The organism is Sphingobium fuliginis, assembly GCF_015074805.1.
Taxonomy (GTDB): domain Bacteria; phylum Pseudomonadota; class Alphaproteobacteria; order Sphingomonadales; family Sphingomonadaceae; genus Sphingobium; species Sphingobium fuliginis.
In genome coordinates this window covers 1,198,532-1,219,374 of the sequence record NZ_CP060035.1, presented here as the reverse complement: position 1 = coordinate 1,219,374, position 20,843 = coordinate 1,198,532, and the positions used below count along the sequence as shown (strand labels likewise).

Here is a 20,843-nt window from a genome sequence, read left to right as displayed (position 1 = left end):
TGCCTGTTTTTTAGGCAGTGTTGGAATGATGCAGAGGCTTTCCCCGATTTCCATAGGTCCGGTGACGATTGACATGCCGGTCGTGCTGGCGCCGATGACGGGCGTGACGGACATGCCGTTCCGGACACTGGTCCGCCGCTATGGCTCCGGCCTCAACGTGACCGAGATGATCGCCACGGCGGCGATGATTCGCGAGACGCGCCAGTCGCTGCAGAAGGCGGCCTGGCATCCGCTGGAGGAGCCCGTATCGATGCAGTTGGCCGGCTGTTCGCCCACGGAAATGGCGGAGGCTGCCAAGCTGAACGCGGATCGCGGCGCGGCGATCATCGACATCAACATGGGCTGCCCGGTTAAAAAGGTCGTGAATGGCGATGCGGGCAGCGCGTTGATGCGCGACCTGCCGCTGGCCGCTTCGCTGATCGAAGCGACGGTGAAGGCCGTCGATGTGCCCGTCACGGTCAAGATGCGCATGGGTTGGGATCATGCCAGCCTGAACGCGCCCGAACTGGCCCGGATCGCGGAGGATCTGGGCGCGAAGCTGATCACCGTTCATGGCCGCACGCGCTGCCAGATGTACAAGGGGTCGGCCGACTGGGCCTTCGTGCGCAGCGTGAAGGATGCGGTGTCGCTGCCCGTCATCGTCAACGGCGACATCTGCTCCATCGACGATGCCGAGACGGCGCTGGAGCAGAGCGGCGCCGACGGCGTGATGATCGGGCGGGGCGCCTATGGGCGGCCCTGGCTGATCGGGCAGGTGATGCACTGGTTCCGCACCGGGGAACGGCTGGCCGATCCTGCGCTGGAGGAACAATATCGCGTGATTACGGAACATTATCGCGCGATGCTGGAGCATTATGACAATCATACCGGCGTCAACATGGCCCGCAAGCATATCGGCTGGTACACCAAGGGGCTGCCGGGTTCGGCCGAGTTCCGCAATGCGGTGAACCAGGAGCCGGACGGCGATGTCGTGCTGGACATGCTGGCGCGCTTCTACGAACCGCTGATTGCCGACGAGGGGCCGGTCGAGACGCGCAAGGCGGCATGACGGCGGCCATGACGACCATCCCGTCGCTTCGACCGCAACAGGATGGGCCTTCGCTTTCCGAACTGATGACGGCGTTGCCGGTCGCGACCCTGGTGGTGCGGCCGGACAACAGCATCGCCGATGCCAATGTCCGCGCCGAAACGCTGCTCAACATGGCGCGATCGGCCATTGTCGGCAGCGACATAGCGCGGACCATCCGCATGGCGGAAATGGGCGCGCGCTTCGACATCTGGCACAGCAACAAGCCGATCGCCGCCTATGACATCCGCGTGCATGCGGGGCGCACGGCGGAAATGGAGGTCGACCTGATGATCGCGCCCATCGTCGATCATGAAGGCTGGCGCGTGGTATCGATCCACACCCAGAGCCAGGCGCGCAAGATCGGCCATCGCGGTACGGCGGGCGGCGCGCGATCGGCCATCGGCGCGGCGGCGATCCTGGCGCATGAGATCAAGAATCCGCTGTCGGGCATCAGGGGCGCGGCCCAGTTGCTGGAATCGGGAAATGACGGACGGGACGCCGCGCTGACGCAACTCATCTGCAATGAGGTGGACAGGATCGCCGCGCTGATCGACCGGATGCAGGACTTCACGACGGACCGGACCCTGGAGTGCCGCAGCGGCAACATCTATCCGCTGATCGACCGGGCGGCGAATATCGCCGCCGCCGGATTCGCAAAGGATATAAGGATCGTAAAAAGTTATGATCCATCCCTGCCATTCGCCAATATCAACGAGGATGCGCTGGTGCAGGTGATGATCAACCTGCTCAAAAATGCCGCCGAGGCGCTGGAGCACAGCAGGAAGCCCCGGATAAGGGTGGAGACGGCGTTTCGCCATGGCGTTTCCGTAGTGGTCGGCAAGGGGAAGGGCAGCGCGGTGCTGCCCATCGAAATCCTGGTGGTCGACAATGGGCCGGGCGTGCCGGAGCATATATTGGATCACCTGTTCAATCCCTTCATCACCGGCAGGCGGGACGGGACGGGGCTGGGGCTGGCGCTGGTGGACAAGCTGGTGCGCGACATGAACGGGTTCGTGCAATATTCGCGCGATCATGAGGCAGGGGAATCGACCTTCCGCATCCTGCTGCCGATGGGAACGGGTTGATGGCGGCAAGATGATGGCGGTGACGGCCTCGATTTTGGTGGTGGACGACGATCCGGCGATCTGCGTGGTCGTGGGGGAAGCGCTGCGGCGGCAGGGATACAGAGTCAAGACGGCCGCATCGATCCGGGAGCGGAGCGCCCTGCTGGAAAGCTTTTCGCCGGACGTCCTGATCACCGACGTCATGCTGCCGGACGGCGACGGGCTGGATGGGGTCGCGGAGATTCTGGAACGGCGCCCGGCGCTCAGCATCATCATCCTGTCGGCGCAGAACACATTGAATACGGCGATCCGCGCCACCGAAAAGGGCGCGTTCGAATATCTGCCCAAGCCCTTCGATCTCAATGAGCTGACGCGGGCCGTGTCGGATGCGCTGGGATCGGGGAAGGGGGCGGACGAGGAAGCGGCCGATGCCGGCCTGCCGCATGACGGATTGCCGCTGGTGGGTCGTTCCCCGGCGATGCAGGAGGTGTATCGGACCATCGCCCGGGTCCTTTCGAACGACCTCAGCATATTGGTGCTGGGCGAATCCGGGACCGGCAAGGAACTGGTGGCAGAGGCGATCCATAGCCTGGGGCAGAGGCGGACCAAGCCGTTCGTGCCGATCAACATGGCCGCCATCCCCCGCGAACTGATCGAGGCGGAACTGTTCGGTTATGAAAAAGGGGCCTTCACCGGCGCCCATGCCCGCACCGCAGGCAAGTTCGAGCAGGCGCAGGGCGGCACGCTGTTCCTGGACGAGATCGGGGACATGCCGATGGAAGCGCAGACGCGGCTGCTGCGCGTCCTTCAGTCCGGAGAGGTCACGACCGTCGGCGGCTCCAAATCGGTCAAGGTGAATGTCCGCATCATCGCGGCCACCAACAAGGATCTGCCCAGGCTGATCGAGGAGAACCGCTTCCGGCAGGACCTCTATTACCGGTTGAACGTGGTCCCCATCGCGCTTCCGGCGCTGCGTGAGCGGCGGGAGGACGTGATCCTGCTCGCCCGGCATTTCCTGGACCGCGCGGCGCAGGAGGGGCTGCCGCGCAAGTCGCTGTCCGACGATGCGGCGCAATTGCTGATGGCCTATCACTGGCCCGGCAATGTGCGCGAACTGCAGAATCTGATGCAGCGGCTGGCGGTTCTGAGCCGTGAGAACATGATCACCGCCGACATGCTGCGCAACAGCCTGCCGCTGGAAGCCGTGCCCGCCGATTATGCCGCCCCCGGCGACCTGCTGGGCCAGGCGGTGCGGGAATGGGCGAAGCGGCAACTGGGCATCGGCCTGACCCAGCCGAACCGCAGCCTGCATGACGACCTGCTGGCGGTGGTGGAGCCGATCCTGTTCCAGGAGACGCTGGCCAGCGTCGACGGAAACCAGATACGCGCCGCGGGACTGTTGGGCATCAACCGCAACACGCTGCGCAAGAAGCTGACCGACTATGGGCTCGATCCCTTGCAGCTTCGGATCGGCGATTAGAATATTCGGCGGGGAAGATAGGTCAAGCCGATGCGTTCGGATCGACCGTTCCGGGCGGCGGCGACGAACCGACCGCTCTTTTCGACCGGAAGCGCCATGCCCATCAATTACTGTGTTTGATCGGGCACATTAATGTTGTAACCAAGCCACTATGGAAGGCGCAGTGACTCTGCCGGCGCGGGGCCGGGCATGGAAAAGGCATTTCCCCCTTTTCCTGCGCCGCCGCCTTGCCGCGGTGGTGGAGGCGGTGACGCTTGTCCTGTTCCTGGGCATGGCGGGCATCACCTATTTCCTGCTGACGGGACAGGGGCAATCCTACACATTGCTGACCCCGCCCATCGTGGCGTTGCTGCTGGTCGCCAATCTGGTGCCGGCGATTGCGCTGCTGGTGCTGCTGGGACGGCGGGTGGCGAAGCGGCGCGCGGCCCAATCCGCCATAGGGAGCGACGGGCAGTTGCACGTCCGTCTGGTGGCGATATTCTCCATCGTCGCCAGCGTGCCCATGCTGCTGGTGGTGATCTTCGCCTCCCTGCTGTTCCAATATGGCGTGCAGTTCTGGTTTTCCGACAGTGCGCGGGGCATGCTGCAAAATGCGAGCGACCTGGCGCGGGGCTATTATGAGCAGAACCTGCGCGACGTGCGTGACGAAACCGTCACCATGGCGAGCGACCTGCGCGATTATCTGAGCCAGTCGAAAGTCTCCAGCCCGCGCTTTGCCGAAGGTTATATCTATCAGGTCGTCACGCGGAAGCTGAACCGTTCCGCGATCATCGAGATCGGCAAGGACGGCGTGGCGCGCACGGCGGCGACGGTCGATCCGGAAAGCCGGCCGGCGTCGGAGATGCTGACGCCCGATGTGGTGAAGCGACTGGAAGCAGGCGAGGATGTGGTGGTCGCCGCCAAGCCCAACCAGATCGAGGCGGTGACGCTGCTCTATCCCAACGCGAAAATCTATCTCTACGCCACCCGCGATTCCGGTTCGACGGCGTTCAGCAACGTCGAGCGGGCGCAGAAGGTGTTGTCGGATTACGACATTTTCGCCGCGCAGTCCCGCGCCTTGCAGTTGCGCTTCAACATATTGCTGTTCGTGGGATCGCTGCTGCTGGTGGGCGTGGCGGTCTATATCGCGCTGAAGGTCGCCGACTGGATGGTGCGGCCCGTGAACGAACTGGTCATGGCTGCCCGGCGGATCACGGCGGGCGACCTGTCGGCCCGCGTGACCAGCCCCCAGGCGCGGGATGAGATCGGCACATTGGCCGCCGCGTTCAACCGGATGACGCAGAGGCTGGAAGCGCAGACCGGCGCGCTGGTCGCGGCGAACAGCCAGCTCGATGAACGCCGCGCCTTCATCGAGGCGATCCTGTCGGGCGTGTCGGCCGGCGTGCTGTCGGTGGACCGCGACGGCATCATCCTGCTGCTCAACAGTTCGGCGGCCGCCATATTGGTGCGGGAGGGGGACGATCCGGTGGGCTGTCCGCTGACCGAAGTGTCGCCCGAACTGGCGGCGCTGATCGCTTCGGAGGAGGATGCGGGCATCGTCCAGATCCGCGCCCATGGCGACGTGCGGACGCTGGCGGTCAAGGTTTCGGAGGATGCGTCGCGCCACATCCTGACCTTCGACGACATCACGCAGCAGCTTTCCGACCAGCGGCGGGCGGCATGGTCCGACGTGGCGCGGCGGATCGCGCATGAGATCAAGAACCCGCTGACCCCGATCCAGCTTGCGGCCGAACGGCTGCAACGCCGCTATGCCGAGGAGGTGACGAGCGACAAGGCCACCTTTACGCGCCTGACGGGCACCATCGTGCGGCAGGTGGGCGACCTGCGGCGGATCGTCGACGAATTCTCCTCCTTCGCGCGCATGCCCAAGCCGGTGTTCCGGCGCGAGCGGATCGACGACATCGCCCGCCACGCGCTGTTCCTGCACGAAGTCGCCCATCCCGATATTCGCTTCGAATATCATTCCATGGATGGCGATGCGGAAATGGTCTGCGACCGCCGGCAATTGGGCCAGGCGCTCACCAACATCGTCAAGAACGCCGTCGAGGCGATCGAGCCCAAGCCCGCCGCGGATGGCGACCATTGGCGCGGGCAGGTGTCCATGACGGTGGAGCATGACGGCGGCAACCTGCTGATCGCGGTGCAGGACAATGGCATCGGCCTGCCGCCGGAACGCGAACGCATATTGGAGCCTTATATGACCACCCGGACCAAGGGCACGGGCCTGGGCCTCGCCATCGTGAAGAAGATTGTCGAGGAGCATATGGGCGAAATCCGCTTCGACGACGCCGATGGCGGGGGCGCGCGCGTGACGTTGCGCTTCCCGGTGGCGGCGCTCGAGAAATTGGAAGAGGGGCAGGTCATCGCCTTGCCCCATGGAAAAACGACTGGAAAAGTGACAGCCAATGGCGCTTGATATTCTGATAGTCGACGATGAGGAGGACATTCGCGATCTGGTCGCGGGCGTCCTGGAGGATGAGGGCTTCACCACCCGCACCGCCGCCAATAGCGACAGCGCGATCGAGGCGCTGGACGCCCGGCGGCCTTCGCTGGTGTTGCTGGACGTGTGGTTGCAGGGATCGAAGCTGGACGGGCTGGAACTGCTGGACGAGATCAAGCGGCGGGATGCGACCATTCCGGTGCTCATGATCTCCGGCCATGGCAATATCGATACCGCCGTCGCCGCCATCCGGAAGGGAGCGGCGGACTTCATCGAAAAGCCGTTCGAGGCGGACCGGCTGCTGCATCTGGTGTCCCGCGCGACGGAGACGGAGCGGCTGCGGCGCGAAAATCAGGTGCTGCGCGCCCGTTTCGGGCAGGATGACGAACTGACCGGCACTTCGGCGGCGATCAATGCCGTTCGCGCCACGATCAAGAAGGTGGCGGGGACGGGCAGCCGGGTGCTGATTTCCGGGCCGGCGGGCGTCGGCAAGGAAGTCGCCGCGCGCATGCTGCATAGCTGGAGCGGGCGGGCGGACGCGCCCTTCATCATCGTCGCCGCCGCGCGGATGGACCCGGATCGTGTCGAGGAAGAGCTGTTCGGCGTCGAGGACCCGAGCGGGCTGGTGCGTCCCGGCTATCTGGAGCAGGCGCATGGCGGCACGCTCTACCTCGACGAAATCGCGGACATGCCGCTTACGACGCAGGCGAAGATCCTGCGCGTGCTGACGGATCAGAGCTTCACCCGCGTCGGCGGGCAGCGGCAGGTAAAGGTGGATGTCCGCGTCATTTCCTCGACCGCGCTCAACCTGGCGACGGAGATCGAGGAGCGGCGTTTCCGCGAGGACCTCTTCTATCGGCTCAACGTCGTGCCCCTCATCATCCCGCCGCTGGCCGAGCGCCGGGATGACATTCCACCGCTGGTCGAACATTATCTCGCCCGTTTCGCGGCGGAGCGCCGGGTGCCGCCGCCGGAGATCGCCAGCGACGCCATGGCCGCCTTGCAGGCCAATGAATGGCCGGGCAACGTCCGTCAGCTTCGCAACGTCATCGAGCGGACGATGATCCTGGCGCCGGGCGAGCGGATCGGGCGGATCGAACTGGACATGCTGCCGGCCGAACTGACGAGCAACGGCGGTTCGGAGGGGATGGGGCAGTCAGCGATCATGGGCGCGCCGCTCCGCGAGGCGCGGGAAAGCTTTGAGCGGGAATATCTGCGCATCCAGATCCGCCGCTTTTCGGGCAATATTTCCCGTACCGCCACCTTCATCGGCATGGAACGTTCGGCCCTGCACCGGAAGTTGAAGCTGCTGGGAATTACGGATGGCAAGGATGGTTGAGGTAAACTGAACGATCTTCAGCCAAACAGGGCATGGACGGCCCTTCGCAATTGCGGTAGGCTTGCCTCGCTTCCGACAGGCGGGGGCGGGCAAGACACTCTGCTTAAGGGTGCGAGAGCGGGTAACGTCCCGCCAATAAAGGACTGGTGAAGACCATGGCCGACAAAGTGAACAACCTTCAAGACATCTTCCTGAACAGCCTGCGCAAGAGCAAGACGCCCGTGACCATGTTCCTGGTCAAGGGTGTGAAGCTGCAGGGCATCATCACCTGGTTCGACAATTTTTCCGTGCTGCTGCGGCGGGACGGGCAGTCGCAGCTGGTGTACAAGCATGCGATTTCGACCGTCATGCCCGCGCAATCCATGGATCTGACCGAATTGCGGAAGGCCAGCGACGGCAATGGCAAGTCGAAGCTGCTCCAGGAAATCTTCCTGAGCGCGGTGCGCAAGTCCGGCAGCCCGGTGACGATGTTCCTGGTGAACGGCGTCATGTTGCAGGGCGAAATCGCCGCCTTCGACCTCTTCTGCATGCTGCTGGAGCGGGACGGCATGGTCCAGCTCGTCTACAAGCATGCGATTTCCACCGTGCAGCCGCTGCACGCGCTGGACCTCACCGGCGAGGGTGAGGGCGAGGATTGAACGCTTTTTCTTGTCCTCGCCCGGTTTCCGATGAAGCCGGCGGGGGCCGGAAGCGTTAAGCCACCATGGCTGTCTTCAACCGAGATTCCGATGACGAGGTGTCGCGCGGCGCGCGCGCCATTGTCGTGCGCGCCGATGTCCATGGTCCGGAACGTCGCGACAGCGATGCGCGGCTGGAGGAGGCGAGGGGCCTTGCCCTTGCCATCGGCATCGACGTGCGCGCGGCGCAGGCCTTTCGCGTGCGCGACCGCAAGCCCGCAACCCTGTTCGGCAGCGGTCAGGTGGACCAGATCGCGACGCTGGCGCGGGCCGAAGAGGCGGAACTGGTCATCGTCGACAATGCGCTCAGCCCCGTGCAGCAGAGCAATCTGGAAAAGGCGACCGAAACCAAGGTCATCGACCGGACCGGCCTGATCCTGGAGATATTCGGTGAGCGCGCCGCGACCAATGAGGGGCGCCTGCAGGTCGAACTGGCGCATCTGGATTACCAGGCCGGGCGGCTGGTGCGAAGCTGGACCCACCTTGAGCGGCAGCGCGGCGGCTTCGGTTTCCTGGGCGGTCCGGGCGAAACGCAGATCGAGGCTGACCGGCGGATGATCCGCGACCGGATGGCGAAGATCAGGCGGGAGCTGGATCAGGTGACGAAGACGCGCGGCCTGCACCGGGCGCGGCGGCAGCGGGCCCCCTGGCCGGTGATCGCGCTGGTGGGCTATACCAATGCGGGCAAGTCCACGCTGTTCAACCGGCTGACCGGGGCTGACGTCATGGCGGAGGATTTGCTGTTCGCGACGCTCGATCCCACGATGCGGCAGATCGCCTTGCCGGGACTGGACAAGGCCATTCTTTCCGACACCGTCGGGTTCGTTTCGGACCTGCCGACGCAGTTGATCGCGGCGTTCCGCGCGACGTTGGAGGAAGTGCTGTCGGCCGATCTGATCGTCCACGTCCGCGACATAGCGCATCCAGACAGCGACGCCCAGCGCGACGACGTCATGGATGTGCTGGGCGAGCTTGGCGTCGCGGGGGAAGGGGCTCTGGAGGGGGGCGAGGGCGATGAACCGCCGCCGATCATCGAAGCGTGGAACAAGCTGGACCTGCTGGACGAAGATGCGGCGACGCTGGCGCGGGAGACGGCGGTGCGGCGGAACGATGTGGTGATCCTGTCCGCCCTGACCGGCGAGGGTGTCGATGACCTCCAGCGCGCGATCAGCACCCGGTTGACCGCCGGGGCGCAGGTCCATCACCTGCATGTGCCGCTGGCGGACGGTGCGGGGATGGCGTGGCTGCACGAACATGGCGAGGTGATCGGCAGCAGGGCGGAGGCCGAGGATATGCTGGTGGATGTCCGGCTGTCCGATTCCGCGCTGGCGCGGTTCCTCAAGCGCCGAGGAAATTAACCTTACTGGACGAAATGCTGGAACCGGGTTCCGGCCTGTCCAGTACCATGTCGCCTTATCAAGCCTGTCGTAACTGCCGCTTCGCCTGTTGCCACAGACCTTCTTTCTCATCGAGCGGAAGCGCGGGAAAGTCCTCGCCGGCCAGTCCCTCCATGATGCGGAAACGCTTGTCGAACTTGCCATTGGCGGCGCGCAGGGCGACTTCCGGATCGACTTTCAGATGACGGGCGAGGTTGACCACGGCAAAGAGAAGGTCGCCCACTTCCTCCTCCCGTTCGGCCTGGGTAGTCGCCGCCTGCACCTCGTCCAGTTCTTCTTCGATCTTGTCGATGACGCCGCCGATGTCGGGCCAGTCGAACCCCGTGCGGGCTGCGCGTTTCTGAAGCTTTTCGGCGCGGAGCAGGGCGGGCAGCGCAATGGCGACTCCCGCCAGCGCGCTTGGATCGGGTTCCTTCTCGGCGCGCTCGGCGGCCTTGATGGCTTCCCATTGGGCATGGCCATCCGTGCGTCCGGTTCCTTCGCCAAAGACGTGGGGATGACGGCGGATCATCTTTTCCGTGATGCCGTCGATGACCTCCTGCAATGTGAAATGGCCGGCCTGTTCCGCCATACGGCTATGGAAGGCGACCTGCAGCAGCAGATCGCCAAGTTCGTCCCGCAGGGCCGCCATATCGTCGCGCTCTATGGCGTCGGCGACTTCATAGGCTTCCTCGATCGTATAGGGCGCGATGCTGGCGAAGTCCTGTTCGACATCCCAGGGGCAACCGGTGTCGGGATCGCGCAGCCGTGCCATGACTTTGGCGAGCGGCATGATGTCGGCGGGACTCGCCTTGCTGTTGGATGACATGCAGGACTCTGGATCAAATGGGTGGGATTGGGAGGATGATAGGGTGCCGGATGGGCCAAGGCCAGCTTCCGGCAATGAATATCTTAGTTCGATAATAAGGATTATGTTAAATATGTGATGATCCTCGCTTCCTCAATCTTCCACTATCCGGCTATGCTGCCGCGTATCGGGCATGCGGATATAGACGATCAGGGAGATGCCGATCATCACCGTCACATAGATGTAGAATGCCTGTTCGTCGCCGATCTGCTTGAACCAGAGAGCGACGAATTCCGCGGTGCCGCCGAACAAGGTGTTGGCCAGCGCATAAGGCAAAGCCACTCCCAATGCGCGGATATGGGCGGGAAACAATTCCGCCTTCACCACCGCGTTGATCGAAGTGTAGCCGGTCACGATCACCAGGCCGGCCATTACGAGCAGCCCCGCCGCCCACGGGTCCTTGGTGACGGCCAGCGTCGCGAAGATGGGATAGGTGCACAGGACGCCGAGCAGGCCGAAGCCGATCATCAGCGGCTTGCGCCCGATGCGGTCGGAAAGCGCCCCCGCGACAGGCTGAAGCAGCATGAAAAGAAAAAGCGTTATGCCATTGATTTGCGACGCTATTTCCCGACTGAGGCCGCTGGTGTTGACCAGGAATTTCTGCATGTAGATGGAATAGGCGTAAAAGGCGATCGTGCCGCCTGCCGTCAGCAGCATCACCGTCAGCGTCTCGCGCGGATGCCGGGTCACGAGTTCCATGAATCCGGATTTGGGGGCGCCCTCCGCCCTGGCCACGGCAAAGCTCTGGGTTTCGGCCAGGCCGCGCCGCAGCCAGAAGACGATGATCGCCAGCGCTCCGCCGATCAGGAACGGAATGCGCCAGCCCCAGGCATCCAGTTCGGCCTCGGTCAGCATGGCCTGGAGCGCCAGCAGGACGCAGATGGCGACAAGTTGCCCCGCGATCAGGGTCACATATTGGAAGCTGGAGAAAAAGCCGCGGCGGTTGCGCCCCGCCATTTCGGACAGATAGGTCGCGCTGGCGCCATATTCGCCGCCGATCGACAGTCCCTGCATCAGGCGCGCAAGCACCAGCAGCAAGGGCGCGGCCACCCCGACGCTATCATAGGAGGGCGTGACGGCGATCAGCAAGGAGCCGGCGCACATCAGGGCCACGGACAGCGTCAGGCCGCTTTTCCGGCCATGGCGATCGGCATAGACGCCCATCAGCCAGGCGCCGATGGGTCGCATCAGAAAGCCCACGGCGAAAATCCCCGCGGCACTCAGCAATTGCGCCGTGCGGTCCTCGCTCGGGAAGAAATGCTGGGCGAAATAGAGGGTGAAGGCGGAATAGGCATACCAGTCATACCATTCGACCAGATTGCCGGTGGAGCCGCCGATGATGGCCTTCAGGCGCTGACGCTGATCGGGTGCTGCGGTCGATGACGTCATGGGGTCAGCACCATCTCTCCATTTTGCACGGACCAGCTTTTCAGGCGCGACAGCATGTTCATGCCGATCACATTGACCTCTCCGAAAGCCGGGGAAACGACGATGTCGAGATCGCTGGCCCGGATCGGGCCGACCACCAGCGTGGCGATGGTCGAGCGCTTGGCGTCGATCTTGCCGTTGGCGGTCATCATGCTGACGCCGGGCGCGTTCAGGTCGAAGTTCAGGCCGGAACCGCGGGCCGCCTCCACTGACAGGGCGGTGACGCTGGCGCCGCTGTCGATCAGAAAGCGCGTCGGGTTCCCGTTGACCATTCCCTCCACCCAATAATGACCGTCGGGCGCGACCGGGATTCGCAAGGCCTGTCCCTCCACATGCGCGGACGGCAAGGCCGCCGGCGCGGCATTGGTCGACGCGGCATTGGTCGACAATGGAGGGGATTCGTCCCCGGCCCCATATAAGCGGCTGGAAAACAGACCGGACTTCTCGCCAGCCTTGAACAGCCCGAGGAGGACGGCGAAGATGACGATCCAGAGCATGGCCATGCGCATGAGCCCGCCCATCGGGGCGCGCCGGGCAATCAGGGCCGACCCGACCAGGACAAGCGCCAGCACATACCAGAGACTGGACATTGCCTGATCGCCATCCATCCCCTGCCCCGCCCCCTATGTCGCGCCCAGTTCGGCCACCAGCCCGTCATAGCCCGGTTCGACGCCTTCGGGGAGTGTCCGGCGGAGCGTCGCATAATCCATGCTCTGGTCCATATGGATCAATATGGCACGGCGGGGCCTTACGGCCTGAACGGCATCCAGGGTAAGCGCCAGATGCGCGTGCGTCGGATGCGGCTTTTCCCGCAGGGCATCGACAACCCAGATGTCCAGCCCATCGTACAGCGCCAGCATGTCGACCGTTATGTCATGAAAATCAGTGGCATAGCCAATGGAATGACCATCATGCGTGAAGCGGAAGCCGGTGGAGAATATCTCGCCATGGGGCTGATCCGTGCAGGCGATGCCGATGTCCCCGATGCGCAGGCCGTCCGGCAGCGCATGGGGTTCGATCGTCGGATGATAACCGTGACGCCCTTCGAAGGCATAGCCGAAGCGTTCACGGAGCAGGCGGAGCGTCTGGGGGCGTGCATAGCCGGGCACGGGCGTGCCGCGATGATGGTAAAGCTGACGGACGTCGTCCAGGCCGTGGCTGTGGTCGGCATGGTCATGCGTCCACAATATGGCGTCGATCTGCACGACATCGGCCGCCAGCAACTGGGTGCGCATATCCGGTGATGTGTCGATCAGCAGCCGGGTCGTGGGGCTTTCGATCAGGATCGATGCCCGGGTGCGGCGGTTCTTCGGCTCCTGCGGGTCGCATGCGCCCCAGTCATTGCCGATCCGGGGAACGCCCGAAGAGGTGCCGCTGCCCAGGATGGTGAGCTTGAGGCTCATGCCGCCTTGCTGAACAGCTTGCGGAAATTGGCTGACGTCGCCTCGGCCAGCTGCTCGACACTCTCGCCCCGCAAATTCGCCAGGAAACGGGCAGTGTCCGCCACGAACGCCGGTTCGCAGGGCTTGCCGCGATGGGGAACCGGCGCGAGGAACGGGGAGTCAGTCTCGATCAGCAGGCTTTCGAGCGGCAGGCGCGCGGCCGTTTCCTGCAAATCCCTGGCGTTCCTGAAGGTCACGATACCCGAAATGCTGATAAGGAAACCCAGTTCCATCGCCGCATCGGCAAAGGCGCCGCTGGCGGTGAAGCAGTGTATGACCCCGCCATAGGCGCCCTTCCCCATTTCATCGCGCATGATCGCGAGCGTGTCTTCCTCCGCATCGCGGGTGTGGACGATCAGCGGCAGGCCGGTTCCGCGGGAGGCGGCGATGTGGGCGCGGAAGCTGCGTTGCTGCCGCTCGCGGTCGCTATGGTCGTAATAATAATCGAGGCCGGTCTCGCCTATGCCGACGATACGCGGGTGGGAAGCGCGTTCGACGAGCTTCGCCGTATCGACATGCGGATGCTCGTCTGCCTCATGCGGATGGATGCCGACGGTTGCCCAGACATCGGGTTCGCGCAACGCGGTGTCCAGCACATCGTCCCACTCGCTTTCCCGCGTGGCGATGTTGAGCATCAGGCCGACGCCGGCGCCACGCGCCCGTTCGAGCACATTCTGCTGATCCTCGATCAACCCTTTGTAATTCAAGTGGCAATGGCTGTCGATGAACATGTCCTTATGCCTCTTCGACGGGCAGTTCGAGCCGCGGGAAAAGCGGCTTGGGCGGGCTCAAGGTAAAGCCCGACGCGCGCAGTTGCGCATACCAGTCAGTGGCGATGGCGGCATAGCTGCGGCCATCCTCGGCTACCCCCATCTGCTGGAGCAGGGCGGAGGCGCTTGCCGGGATGACCGGCTGGACGATGATGGCGAGATCGGCGATGGCTTCGTAGAGGGTGGCGAGCACGGCCTCCATCCGGGCGGGATCTGTCTTGCGGAGCGTCCAGGGCGCCTGCGCGTCGATATAGGCGTTACAGGCAAAGACCGCACGCATCCAGGCTTCGATGGCGGTCGATGGCGCAAGGTCGGCCATGGCGCCCTGGAAAGTCCGGGCCGCTTCTCCCACGGTTGCAAGAAGATCGCGGTCGACATCCTGCGCCGCCGGTTCCGGCAGACGGCCTTCGAGATTCTTGGCGATGAAGCTCAGCGTCCGCTGGGCGAGATTGCCGAAACTATTGGCGAGGTCGCTGTTCGAACGGGCGACGATCGCCTCCGCGCTGTAGCTGCCGTCATTGCCGAAGGTGACTTCCGACAGCAGGAAATAGCGAAGCTGGTCCACGCCGAAGCCCTCCGCCAGTTCCATCGGATCGGCCACATTGCCGAGCGACTTCGACATCTTCTCCCCCCGGTTGAGGAGGAAGCCGTGGCCGAACACCTGCTTGGGCAAAGGCAGCTTCGCGCTCATCAGGAAGGCCGGCCAGTAAACGGTATGAAAACGCACGATATCCTTGCCGATGATATGCGTGATGTCGCCTCCTTCCGACCAGTAACGGGCCATGCGTTCGGCATCGTCGGGATAGCCGCAGCCGGTGATGTAATTGGTGAGCGCGTCCACCCACACATACATGACATGGCCGTCGCTGCCCGGCACCTTCACGCCCCAGTCGAAGCTGGTGCGCGACACGCTGAGGTCGGACAGTCCGCCTTCGACGAAGCGCATGATCTCATTGCGGCGGCTGTCGGGCTGGATGAAATCAGGCTGGCTCGCGTAGAGGTCCAGCAGCTTCTGCTGATAGGCCGACAGGCGGAAGAACCAGCTTTCCTCCACCGTCCATTCCACCGGCGTGCCCTGGGGCGAGAGCTTCTGCCCGCCCTCCCCTTCGGTCAGTTCCTTTTCGTCGTAAAAGGCTTCGTCGCGCACCGAATACCAGCCTTCATACCGGCCGAGATAGAGGTCGCCATTGGCCTCCATCGCCTGCCAGATCGCCTGGCTGGCGCGATGGTGATCCGGCTCGCTGGTGCGGATGAAACGATCATAGCTGATATTCAGACCGTCGTTCATAGCCCTGAAATATCCGGACATTTCATCGGCAAGCGCGCGTGGCTCCATGTTCCGGCCGCGGGCGGTCTGGGCCATTTTAAGGCCATGTTCGTCCGTGCCGGTCTGGAAGAAGACGTCGCGGCCCATCATCCGCTGGAAACGGGCGATCGCATCGGTGGCGATCACTTCATAGGCGTGGCCGATATGCGGGCGGCCATTGGGGTAGCTGATGGCGGTCGTGATGGTATAGGGCTTGGACATGGGCCTTCCCTAGCGGGTGTTAGCCCTTGCGCAAAGCCGCTTTTCAGCGGGCAAGGGCCGCAACATGCCCCGCCAGTTCGAAAACCACCGCCCCCGGTTCGAGCGACAGGATGATGGCTCCGCCTGCAAGCTGACGGGCGGCTTCCCAATGGTCCAGCGCCTTGCCGAGATCGTCCCCCTGCCGCTGGCGCGCCGCCGCCGCGATGAAGGCCGGGGCACGCTCCAGAAAGGCCTCATAACGGGGCCGTGCGCTTTTTGATGAAAGCATCTTGGCCAGGATCAGCCGATGGCGATTGCCGGGGTCGCCGTCGGCGGCGATCGCCGCCAGCGAATGCTCGATGTCCGCTATGTTGAGGCCGGCATAGCGCAATGCCTTGCCGGGAGACCCCTCGCCTGCGCGGACCAGCGCCGTCAGTTCGTCCGCAGACAGGCCTGCGTCCGCCTTGTAGAGGATGCTCCGCATGGCATCCTCACCCAAGCTGTCGAAGCGCAGGGTGCGGCAGCGGGAGCGGATGGTCGGCAGCAGGCGGCCGGGCGCATGGCTGACCAGCAGGAACAGCATGTCGGCCGGCGGCTCTTCCAGATTCTTGAGCAGCGCATTGGCCGCGCCGCGCTCCAGATCGTCGGCGCTGTCGATGACGACGATCCGCCGCGAGGACATGGAGGGAGCCGACTGGATCAGGCGCTGCAGGCCCCGGACCTGATCGACCGTGATGTTGCGCGCGGTGCCGCTTTCCCTTTCCAGGCAGAAAAGCTCCGCATAGTCGGGGTGGGCGTCGGCCTCGAACAGACGACGGATCGGGTGGTCGTGCGGCACGTCCAGCCCGTCGGCCGCGATGGCCGGGCCCGCTGCCTCCGCCAGCAGGCGCAGCGCCATGGCGCGGGCGAAGCTTGCCTTGCCGATGCCGCGTGGGCCGGCCAATATCCAGCCATGGTGCAGGCGGCCGCTTCGCGCCGCGCCGATCAGGGTGCGGGCCTGCCCGTCATGGCCGAGCAGCGGCGTCATGGCAGCAGGTCCTGCAAGGCATGCAGCAGCCTTGCCGTCACGGCTTCGGCTTCGCCAGAGGCATCGACGGTCAGGAAGCGCGCCGGTTCCTGCTGCGCGAACCGATGGAAGGCCGTCGAGACGGCCCGGTGAAAGTCCCGGTCACGCCCACCGATCCTGTCCGCAGCATCCCCATCGCGGGATTGGGCGCGAGCGCTCGCCTCCTCCTCCGCCAGGGTGAGGAAGAGCGTCCGGTCGGGCAGGAAACCGTCGCTGCCGATCCGGTGAAGCGCCAATATGTCCGCGTCGGTCAGCGAACCCATGCCCTGATAGGCGCGGCTGCTGTCCAGGAAGCGGTCGGAAAGCACCCATGCGCCGCGCTCCAGCGCCGGGCGGATCGTCTTTTCGACATGATCGGCACGGGCAGCGGCGAACAGCAGCGCTTCGGCGCGAGGGCTCCAGCGGTCCGCGCCACCGGTCAGCAGGAGGGCCCGAATGGCCTCCGCCCCTTCGCTGCCGCCGGGTTCGCGGGTTTCCACCACTTCCAGGCCGCGCGCGCGCAGGGCCGCGGCAAGCGCGCTCAACTGGGTCGACTTGCCCGCGCCCTCCCCGCCTTCCAGAGAGATGAAGCGCCCCCCTGTCGTCCGGGCGTCGGTCACCCGAAGAACGACTTCAGCCCGTTCCACAGGCGGCCGAAAATGCCGGCTTCGGAGACATCCTCGCCGGCGACCAGCGGCAGGATCTGCGGCGGGGTATCGGGGGTCGAGACGATCAGTTGCGCGATCCTCTGCCCCTTGGCGATGGGCGCCTTGATCGGGCCGGTATAGGCGACCTTGACCGAGATGTTGGACGATGCGGCGCGAGGCAGGGTCACGGCCATGTCCTGCGGCGCCACCAGCGGCACGCTGGTCGCGCTGCCAAGCTGCACTTCGGCGGTCTCGACGGTCTGGCCCTTCTTGAACAGCGGCTGCGCCTTCCATGCGCGGAAGCCCCAGTCCATGAAGCGCACGGATTCAGCAATCCGCTGATTGAAGCTGGTCAGGCCCGCGACGACCATGACCAGACGACGCCCCTCCTGCTCGGCCGATCCGGTGAAGCCGAAACCCGCTTCCTGGGTATGCCCGGTCTTGAGCCCGTCGGCCCCGGCCACCTTGCCCAATATGGGATTGCGGTTGCCCTGCTCGATGTCCGCGCCGCCCATCGTCTTGCCCCAGGTGAAGCTGCGCGTGGCGTAGAATTTCTTGTAGAGGTTGGGCGTTTCCTCGATCGTCGCTTCGGCCAGCGTCGCCAGGTCGGCGGCGGTGACATAGGTGACGCCTTCGTCCGGCCAGCCATTGCTGGTGCCGAAATTGCTGTTCTTGAGGCCCAGACGCTTCGCCTCCTGATTCATCAGCGCGACGAAGGCCTGCTCGGTCCCGGCAATGCCCTCCGCCAGCACGACGCAGGCGTCATTGCCGGAAAGGGTGACGATGCCGTGCAGCAGATTTTCCACCGACACCTGCTCGCCCGGCGACAGGAACATGGTCGAACCGGCCTGCGGGCCATGCCATTGCTGCCAGGTTTCCGGGCGGACGGTAAATTTCTGGTCGAGCTTCAGGTCGCCCTTCTGGATCAGGCGGAAGGCGACATGGGCCGTCATCATCTTCGCCATGGAGGCAGGCGGCATCCGCGTGTCGCCACCCTTGTTATAGAGCACCGCGCCTGACGACAGGTCCTTCATATAGGCGATCGGCGCTTCGCTGCTATAGGGCGGCGCGGCGGCGGTCAGCGGCGTGGAGAGCAACCCGACGAACAGGAGGGCGGCGATGGACTTCTTCATGCAGGATTGCCTTCGGACTGGTGGATTCTTCGAGTGCCTAGCACATTCATTAGCCATGGCAGGACCAATAGCAAAGCGCTCTATTGCTTCACCGCGTCGGCGAGCAGGCCGACCGACAATGCGTAGAAATTCGAACAATTATAGTCGAGGATCGCCCGGTAGTTGCTGGTGAGCAGATAAGCCGTCTTGCCCGGCCCATCGGGTTCCAGCAGCGTCGCCATCACCCGGTCGGCGGGCCAGCCGCCGCCGCTGGGCACGATCCCCATGCGCCGCCATTCGGCCATGCTGAGCCAGCGGCTGTGGCGATTGAACACGCGCGGGCAGCGGGCGGGGCTGGTGCGGGCGGCAAGGCCGGAGCGGTCGAGACCGGCGGGAACGGACACCGCAATGCCCCACGGCTGGCCCCGGCGCCATCCGGCATGGACGAAATAATTGGCGATGGAGGCGAGCGCATCGGCTTCGCTGTTCCAGATGTCGACCCTTCCGTCGCCGTCGCCGTCCTTGCCCAACCGCAGATAGACGCTGGGCAGGAACTGGGGATAACCGGTCGCGCCCGCCCAACTGCCCACCAGGCGGCTGCGCGGCACGCCATTGTCCAGCATCTTGAGCGTCGCCAGCAGTTCCGGTTCGAACAATGTCCGGCGGCGCCCCTCATAGGAAAGGGTCGCGAGTGAGCGGATCAGGTCGAAATCGCCGGTATAGGCGCCGTAATTTGTCTCATGGCCGTAAATGGCGACCATGACCTCCTCCGGCACGCCGGTCTCCGCCTCGATCCGGGCGAGCCGGGCGCGGTTGGCGAGATAGGCCGTGCGGCCCCGGCCGATGCGCGCCGCGTCGACATGCTGGCGGCGATATGGCTCGAAATTGGGAATGGGGGCGTAGGCGCCGCCGCCAGGCTGGTTCTGGTCGAGCTGAACCACGCGGGGATTGGGGGTCAGGCCCGGGAAAACGCTATCCAGGGTCGTATCCCGGATGCCCATGGTCCGCGCCTTCGGGCGGAGGGATTCCAGATAGGCGCGAAAGGCGACATCCTCCTGCGCGCTGACGCTGTCCGCCGTCAGACCGCCCGCCATGACGGCGGCGAGCCCCAGCAACAGCGACATGATCGACGAACGCATTGAAGAATCTCCTTAAGCCCTTTTGTTGCACAGGGATGGCGTGGCGTGAATCCCCTTAATGGCGCACGGCGCCATTCGGGCGATGAAACCGCCTTCCCGCCATTTTTACGCTTGGCAAGGCCGCCGGGTTCGCTAGAGCGGGTTTCGATCTGACTGAATCGGATCGCTGCGCTGTTTTCCGCGATTTCCCGACCAGCGATCGGTTCGATCGGCTGGAAATCGCTCCCGGAAGCGTGGCGACGGACAGGTGGCCGAGTGGTTTAAGGCAGCGGTCTTGAAAACCGCCGTGGGTTCACGCTCACCGTGGGTTCGAATCCCACCCTGTCCGCCATCCAATTTGATCCCCGTTAAAGCGCGGCGGTTTTCTTCATGCTAGAAGCGGTCGACAATCATCGGAGGTGACGATGTCTGCCGATAACGATGCGCGCTACATGTTCCGGCGCGCAAGAGAAGAAGCCGCGAAAGCCGATGCTGCTGAAAGGCGCAGCGCTTCGTCGCAGGAGGTTGCGGTCCATCGCGAACTTGCGCTGCGCTACAAGGTCAGGGCCCTTGCCATGTCCTGTCCCGATCAGGTCCTTCATGATGCGATGGAACGGGAGCCCTGATCGGCTTCATGCCCATTATCATGGGCCTATCGGCCATCAGGCTGGCGGGAACTTTTGGCGTCGCAATGCATTGCAAATAAAAAGCGCTCCCGGGCAAGGGAAAGCCGGGAGCGCGATTTGTTTGCTGTCGGGCATCCAAATCCTCCCCGGATTAGCAGGTGCAGATGTTCTTGGCAATCTACCCAAAGGTAGAACGCTGCTTTCCGTAACGTCAATTCCATGAGCGGGGGCAGACTGCCCTGGGGCAAAAAGCCCAATTGAAAATCCGCAGGATATGACGACATTTCTGCGACAGGCAGAATGGCATGACGATGAGCGACACGGACAGGATAACAACGATGCAACCGGCGGCGGAAATGGAAGGTCGCTGGAAGCGGCTTTCTCCAATGGAGACCGGCCCCTTCGGCCGTTGTCCCCGATGCGGCGAGGGACATATCTTCCGCGGCTTCCTTACGGTGCGCGATCATTGCGAGATTTGCGGGCTGAATTATGATTTTGCCGATCCGGCGGACGGGCCAGCCGTATTCGTGCAGCTATTCGCCTGCGTTCCGGGCGTGGTCTTCATCATCATGCTGGAGATTTTGGCGCGGCCGGGCCTTTGGGTGCATTTGGCCGTCGGTGTCCCGGTGCTGATCCTGACGACAGTGCTTCCGTTGCGACCAATCAAGGGTTGGCTGATCGCCGCCCAATATGTGAACAAGGCGCAGGAAGCGGGTACAGCCCAATTATGGGCGAAACTGCATGGGGACGGGCCCGGCGATTAGGCTGTATCGGCATTCAGCCATATCGCGCGATTGCCCCGGCCTTATTCCCTTCGTCCTGCTGAAGCCGGGTC

General features: G+C 64.2%; 19 protein-coding genes and 1 tRNA gene. 10 read left to right on the top strand and 10 right to left on the bottom strand.

Features of this window, described 5'->3' with window-relative positions:
• Window positions 1–28 precede the first annotated feature (28 nt).
• From dusB to hflX, 7 genes are all read left to right on the top strand, one after another.
• The gene (gene dusB, locus H5V43_RS05700; RefSeq protein ID WP_025548918.1) at window positions 29–1,048 is read left to right on the top strand and encodes a tRNA dihydrouridine synthase DusB; all 1,020 of its coding nucleotides are present in this window, start codon (window positions 29–31) and stop codon (window positions 1,046–1,048) included.
• Window positions 1,045–2,154, top strand: coding sequence for a two-component system sensor histidine kinase NtrB (locus H5V43_RS05695; RefSeq protein ID WP_025548920.1), 1,110 nt, complete (start codon window positions 1,045–1,047; stop codon window positions 2,152–2,154). Before dusB ends, H5V43_RS05695 begins: the two co-directional genes overlap by 4 nt.
• 13 nt (window positions 2,155–2,167) lie before the next feature.
• Window positions 2,168–3,613 carry a nitrogen regulation protein NR(I) gene (gene ntrC, locus H5V43_RS05690; protein WP_025548921.1) on the top strand — a complete coding sequence of 482 codons (1,446 nt, stop codon included), beginning with the start codon at window positions 2,168–2,170 and terminating at the stop codon, window positions 3,611–3,613.
• Window positions 3,614–3,764: 151 nt separating this feature from the next.
• Complete coding sequence (locus H5V43_RS05685; RefSeq protein ID WP_025548923.1) at window positions 3,765–6,029, top strand: HAMP domain-containing histidine kinase; 2,265 nt, start codon at window positions 3,765–3,767, stop codon at window positions 6,027–6,029.
• Entirely contained in the window at window positions 6,019–7,392 is a 1,374-nt protein-coding gene (ntrX, locus tag H5V43_RS05680; protein WP_044662332.1) for a nitrogen assimilation response regulator NtrX, read from the top strand. Before H5V43_RS05685 ends, ntrX begins: the two co-directional genes overlap by 11 nt.
• 155 nt (window positions 7,393–7,547) lie before the next feature.
• Window positions 7,548–8,030: an RNA chaperone Hfq gene (gene hfq, locus H5V43_RS05675; protein WP_025548924.1), complete on the top strand. Its 483-nt coding sequence runs from the start codon at window positions 7,548–7,550 to the stop codon at window positions 8,028–8,030.
• Between the two features lie 65 nt (window positions 8,031–8,095).
• On the top strand, window positions 8,096–9,427 hold the full coding sequence (gene hflX / locus H5V43_RS05670) for a GTPase HflX (protein ID WP_025548926.1): 1,332 nt from the start codon (window positions 8,096–8,098) through the stop codon (window positions 9,425–9,427).
• A 58-nt stretch (window positions 9,428–9,485) separates the two neighbouring features.
• Here the strand turns inward: hflX and mazG are convergent, their stop codons facing one another.
• The 10 genes from mazG to H5V43_RS05620 form a co-directional block, all read right to left on the bottom strand.
• Entirely contained in the window at window positions 9,486–10,274 is a 789-nt protein-coding gene (gene mazG / locus H5V43_RS05665; protein WP_025548927.1) for a nucleoside triphosphate pyrophosphohydrolase, read from the bottom strand.
• Between the two features lie 132 nt (window positions 10,275–10,406).
• Window positions 10,407–11,702 carry an MFS transporter gene (locus H5V43_RS05660; protein ID WP_025548929.1) on the bottom strand — a complete coding sequence of 432 codons (1,296 nt, stop codon included), beginning with the start codon at window positions 11,700–11,702 and terminating at the stop codon, window positions 10,407–10,409.
• Window positions 11,699–12,349 (bottom strand): retropepsin-like aspartic protease family protein, encoded by a 651-nt coding sequence (locus H5V43_RS05655; RefSeq protein WP_025548930.1) that lies wholly within the window; start codon window positions 12,347–12,349, stop codon window positions 11,699–11,701. The genes H5V43_RS05660 and H5V43_RS05655 overlap by 4 nt, the downstream gene beginning before the upstream one ends.
• 15 nt (window positions 12,350–12,364) lie before the next feature.
• Complete coding sequence (locus H5V43_RS05650) at window positions 12,365–13,144, bottom strand: MBL fold metallo-hydrolase (RefSeq protein WP_025548931.1); 780 nt, start codon at window positions 13,142–13,144, stop codon at window positions 12,365–12,367.
• Window positions 13,141–13,914 carry a TatD family hydrolase gene (locus tag H5V43_RS05645; protein WP_025548933.1) on the bottom strand — a complete coding sequence of 258 codons (774 nt, stop codon included), beginning with the start codon at window positions 13,912–13,914 and terminating at the stop codon, window positions 13,141–13,143. The genes H5V43_RS05650 and H5V43_RS05645 overlap by 4 nt, the downstream gene beginning before the upstream one ends.
• 4 nt (window positions 13,915–13,918) lie before the next feature.
• Window positions 13,919–15,481 (bottom strand): methionine--tRNA ligase, encoded by a 1,563-nt coding sequence (gene metG / locus H5V43_RS05640; protein WP_025548934.1) that lies wholly within the window; start codon window positions 15,479–15,481, stop codon window positions 13,919–13,921.
• A 43-nt stretch (window positions 15,482–15,524) separates the two neighbouring features.
• Window positions 15,525–16,487: an AAA family ATPase gene (locus H5V43_RS05635; RefSeq protein ID WP_025548936.1), complete on the bottom strand. Its 963-nt coding sequence runs from the start codon at window positions 16,485–16,487 to the stop codon at window positions 15,525–15,527.
• The gene (tmk, locus tag H5V43_RS05630) at window positions 16,484–17,125 is read right to left on the bottom strand and encodes a dTMP kinase (protein WP_025548937.1); all 642 of its coding nucleotides are present in this window, start codon (window positions 17,123–17,125) and stop codon (window positions 16,484–16,486) included. Before tmk ends, H5V43_RS05635 begins: the two co-directional genes overlap by 4 nt.
• Entirely contained in the window at window positions 17,122–18,285 is a 1,164-nt protein-coding gene (locus tag H5V43_RS05625) for a D-alanyl-D-alanine carboxypeptidase family protein (RefSeq protein WP_025548938.1), read from the bottom strand. The genes tmk and H5V43_RS05625 overlap by 4 nt, the downstream gene beginning before the upstream one ends.
• Before the next feature lie 80 nt (window positions 18,286–18,365).
• Window positions 18,366–19,403, bottom strand: a complete 1,038-nt coding sequence (locus tag H5V43_RS05620; protein ID WP_025548940.1) for a lytic murein transglycosylase — start codon at window positions 19,401–19,403, stop codon at window positions 18,366–18,368.
• A gap of 241 nt (window positions 19,404–19,644) precedes the next feature.
• Between H5V43_RS05620 and H5V43_RS05615 the strand changes: the two genes are divergently transcribed.
• The 3 genes from H5V43_RS05615 (at window position 19,645) to H5V43_RS05605 (ending at window position 20,772) form a co-directional block, all read left to right on the top strand.
• Window positions 19,645–19,734: transfer RNA gene (locus tag H5V43_RS05615), tRNA-Ser, on the top strand.
• A gap of 73 nt (window positions 19,735–19,807) precedes the next feature.
• Complete coding sequence (locus H5V43_RS05610) at window positions 19,808–20,008, top strand: hypothetical protein (protein WP_025548941.1); 201 nt, start codon at window positions 19,808–19,810, stop codon at window positions 20,006–20,008.
• Between the two features lie 305 nt (window positions 20,009–20,313).
• Window positions 20,314–20,772 (top strand): DUF983 domain-containing protein, encoded by a 459-nt coding sequence (locus H5V43_RS05605; RefSeq protein WP_200887615.1) that lies wholly within the window; start codon window positions 20,314–20,316, stop codon window positions 20,770–20,772.
• Window positions 20,773–20,843: the final 71 nt, after the last annotated feature.

Excerpts from the sequence above, each read along its gene's own strand:
- dusB (WP_025548918.1), top strand. The coding sequence starts at position 29 with ATGCAGAGGCTTTCCCCGATTTCCATAGGTCCGGTGACGATTGACATG.
- H5V43_RS05695 (WP_025548920.1), top strand. The coding sequence starts at position 1,045 with ATGACGGCGGCCATGACGACCATCCCGTCGCTTCGACCGCAACAGGAT.
- ntrC (WP_025548921.1), top strand. The coding sequence starts at position 2,168 with ATGGCGGTGACGGCCTCGATTTTGGTGGTGGACGACGATCCGGCGATC.
- H5V43_RS05685 (WP_025548923.1), top strand. The coding sequence starts at position 3,765 with ATGGAAGGCGCAGTGACTCTGCCGGCGCGGGGCCGGGCATGGAAAAGG.
- ntrX (WP_044662332.1), top strand. The coding sequence starts at position 6,019 with ATGGCGCTTGATATTCTGATAGTCGACGATGAGGAGGACATTCGCGAT.
- hfq (WP_025548924.1), top strand. The coding sequence starts at position 7,548 with ATGGCCGACAAAGTGAACAACCTTCAAGACATCTTCCTGAACAGCCTG.
- hflX (WP_025548926.1), top strand. The coding sequence starts at position 8,096 with ATGGCTGTCTTCAACCGAGATTCCGATGACGAGGTGTCGCGCGGCGCG.
- mazG (WP_025548927.1), bottom strand. The coding sequence starts at position 10,274 with ATGTCATCCAACAGCAAGGCGAGTCCCGCCGACATCATGCCGCTCGCC.
- H5V43_RS05660 (WP_025548929.1), bottom strand. The coding sequence starts at position 11,702 with ATGACGTCATCGACCGCAGCACCCGATCAGCGTCAGCGCCTGAAGGCC.
- H5V43_RS05655 (WP_025548930.1), bottom strand. The coding sequence starts at position 12,349 with ATGGATGGCGATCAGGCAATGTCCAGTCTCTGGTATGTGCTGGCGCTT.
- H5V43_RS05650 (WP_025548931.1), bottom strand. The coding sequence starts at position 13,144 with ATGAGCCTCAAGCTCACCATCCTGGGCAGCGGCACCTCTTCGGGCGTT.
- H5V43_RS05645 (WP_025548933.1), bottom strand. The coding sequence starts at position 13,914 with ATGTTCATCGACAGCCATTGCCACTTGAATTACAAAGGGTTGATCGAG.
- metG (WP_025548934.1), bottom strand. The coding sequence starts at position 15,481 with ATGTCCAAGCCCTATACCATCACGACCGCCATCAGCTACCCCAATGGC.
- H5V43_RS05635 (WP_025548936.1), bottom strand. The coding sequence starts at position 16,487 with ATGACGCCGCTGCTCGGCCATGACGGGCAGGCCCGCACCCTGATCGGC.
- H5V43_RS05625 (WP_025548938.1), bottom strand. The coding sequence starts at position 18,285 with ATGAAGAAGTCCATCGCCGCCCTCCTGTTCGTCGGGTTGCTCTCCACG.
- H5V43_RS05620 (WP_025548940.1), bottom strand. The coding sequence starts at position 19,403 with ATGCGTTCGTCGATCATGTCGCTGTTGCTGGGGCTCGCCGCCGTCATG.
- H5V43_RS05610 (WP_025548941.1), top strand. The coding sequence starts at position 19,808 with ATGTCTGCCGATAACGATGCGCGCTACATGTTCCGGCGCGCAAGAGAA.
- H5V43_RS05605 (WP_200887615.1), top strand. The coding sequence starts at position 20,314 with ATGACGATGAGCGACACGGACAGGATAACAACGATGCAACCGGCGGCG.